This is a genomic window from Streptomyces sp. C, assembly GCF_000158895.1.
GTDB classification, from domain to species: domain Bacteria; phylum Actinomycetota; class Actinomycetes; order Streptomycetales; family Streptomycetaceae; genus Streptomyces; species Streptomyces racemochromogenes.
This window is the reverse complement of record NZ_GG657750.1, coordinates 5861944-5864449: the sequence shown is the minus strand read 5'-3', so window position 1 is coordinate 5864449 and position 2506 is coordinate 5861944. Positions and strand designations below refer to the sequence as shown.

The following is a 2506-nucleotide window of genomic DNA, read 5'->3' as shown; positions in this document are numbered from 1 at the left end:
CCGGCTGCCGCTCTCCTCGAGAGACCCCACCCGGTGGGCGGCCCCGGGCCTCGCGGCCCAGTACGTCGGCCAGCCGGGCGGCGTGCGGGGTGCGCACGGCGACCCTGGGCCGCAGCCGGGTGCGCGCGAAGTCCGCGGCGTCCTGGTCGGCGACGAGCCGGCCCGCGGCGATGGAGACGACCCGGTCGGCGCTCCGGGCGGCTTCCTTCGCGTCGTCGGTGGTGAAGAGCACGGCTCCGCCCAGGGAGGCGTGGCCGCGCAGCAGTCCGTGCAGCCAGGCCCGTTCCCGGGGTGCCAGACCGGCCGTGGGCTCGTCGAGGAGCAGGGTGCAGGGGTCCGCGAGCATGGCCGCCGCCAGCCCGACCCGGCGGTCCATCCCGGCCGAGAGCGAACCGAGCCGCTGGTCGCGCAGGCCACCGATGCCGACGACCTCCATCATCGCGTCGGCCCGGGAGGCCGGGACGCCGACGGCGGCGCAGAGCATCCGGAGCTGGTTGCGGACCGTCCGCGACGGGTGCCCGGGGACGTTGCCGAGGAGGACCCCGACCTCACGGCCGGGATGCGGGATGCGGTGCAGCGGGCGGCCGCGGAAGTAGGTGACGCCTCGGCCCGGTTCGAGTTCGAGCATGAGCCGCAGTGCGGTGGTCTTGCCCGAACCCGGCTCTCCGAGCAGGGCGGTCACGCACCCCGGGCGGGCCTCGAAGGTGAGGTCGTCCACGAGGGGCGGGAGATCTCGACGGGGTGTGCTGGTGAGTCCGATGGCCTGGAGCATCGCTTCTCTCGCGGGGTGTGAGACCGCTTTGCGGCAGCGTGAGTACCGCATGCAAGGTAACGCGATATGTCCGATTTTGTACGCAACCGCCCCGAGTCCGTACCGCTATGGCCGCAGGCCACCCCCCGGACGGCGGAGGCCGCCACCCCGGCTCCGGCGGCTCAGACCTCCGGGCGCAGCATCGGCGGGTTGAGCAGGGTGGCCCCGCCGGCCCTGAACAGCTGTGCGGGTCGCCCGCCCTGACGGGTCGTCGTCCCCCCGGCGGGCACCAGGAACCCGGGGGTCCCGGTGACCTTGCGGTGGAAGTTGCGCGGGTCGAGCGCCACGCCCCACACGGCCTCGTACACCCGGCGCAGCTCGCCGACGGTGAACTCGGGCGGGCAGAAGGCGGTGGCCAGCGAGGAGTACTCGATCTTCGAGCGGGCCCGCTCGACGCCGTCGGCGAGGATCGTGGCGTGGTCGAAGGCGAGCCCGGCGGAGGCCTGGTCGGGGCCTTCGAGGAGTTCGTCCACGGGGGCCCATCGGGCGCTGTTGGCGTCGCCGCCGGCCCGCGGGGCGGGCAGGTCCGGGGCGAGGACCAGGTGCGCCACGCTGACCACACGCATCCGGGGGTCGCGCTTCGGGTCCCCGTAGGTGGCGAGCTGTTCGAGGTGCGCGCCGTTGTCCACGCCCGGCGCGGCCGGGTCGTGCGCGCACAGGCCGGTCTCCTCGGCGAGTTCCCTGGCGGCGGCACCGGCCAGGTCCTCGTCCCCGCGCACGAAGCCGCCGGGCAGCGCCCAGCGCCCCTGGAACGGCTGCTCACCCCGTCGGACGACCAGCGCGCAGAGCGCATGGCGCCGCACGGTGAGCACGACCAGGTCGACGGTGACGGCGAAGGGCGGAAAGGCCGACGGGTCGTAGGGCGACATGCCGCGATCATAGTCGTCTGCCTGACGATAAACAGTCGTTTCGTGATCCCGAGGACGGTGATCTGGACCCCAGTCAGGATCCTCCCGAGCACCAGGGGCCACCGTGCGGGCCTTTCCTCACCCTCCCAGTTGGAGCCCATCGGCCGCCTCCTCCACCATGCCGACGCCGAGGCGGCTGATCCTGACGGTGAAGGGCTCCCCCGCGACCCGAAGCCCCGAAAGGCGCAGGGCACCGAGGGGGGCGCCCGCCCTGGGGGCCACGGCGACCGAGCCCGCCGGGGCGTCCGGGCGGATGCCGGCGAGGGCGGTGAGCGCGTGGACGCCGGCGGCCGCGGCCACCGCGGCGGGGCGGCAGGCCGCCGGGTGCGGCAGGGGCGCGCTGCCCGCGGTGCGCTGCTCGGAGGCGTGCATCTCCGGCAGCCGGTACCCGAAGGCCTCCGCCGCGTCCAGCAGGCCCCGCAGCAGGCCGGCGGCCTCCTTCTCGAAGCCCGCCTGGGCCAGCCCGGCCACCGCGACGGCGCTCTCGTGGGCCCGGACCGCCCCCGACCGGTGGCCGAACGGGTTGTGGCCTGGCTCCCGGGCAGCCATGCTGCGCAGCCCCCACCCCGAATCCATGGCGGGGGCTCCCAGCAGCCGGGCGAGCTGTTCGGTGCGGACGGGGTCCAGCAGGCCGGGCGCCATCCGGCCCCCGCCGACCAGGCCGGTGTCCAGCAGGTGCGCGGCTGCTCCGGTGAGCCGGGGCAGCGGCCGGCCGTCAGGGGTGCAGGGCGGCGGCGGGGCGGCCCCCGTCCGGGCCCGTCGATCCAGAACCGGGCCCGGAACCTCT

2 protein-coding genes and 1 pseudogene are annotated in these 2506 nt (G+C 75.6%); all 3 read right to left on the bottom strand.

Annotation, left to right across the window (positions count from 1 at the left end):
• Positions 1-772, bottom strand: a 772-nt coding sequence (locus SSNG_RS26550) for an ABC transporter ATP-binding protein (RefSeq protein ID WP_007267004.1), incomplete at its 3' end; no start/stop codon positions are given.
• 161 nt (positions 773-933) lie between these two features.
• Positions 934-1680, bottom strand: coding sequence for an NUDIX domain-containing protein (locus SSNG_RS26545; protein ID WP_042801975.1), 747 nt, complete (start codon positions 1678-1680; stop codon positions 934-936).
• 117 nt (positions 1681-1797) lie between these two features.
• Positions 1798-2506 (bottom strand): annotated as a pseudogene (locus SSNG_RS26540) (glycogen debranching protein); the annotation flags it as partial.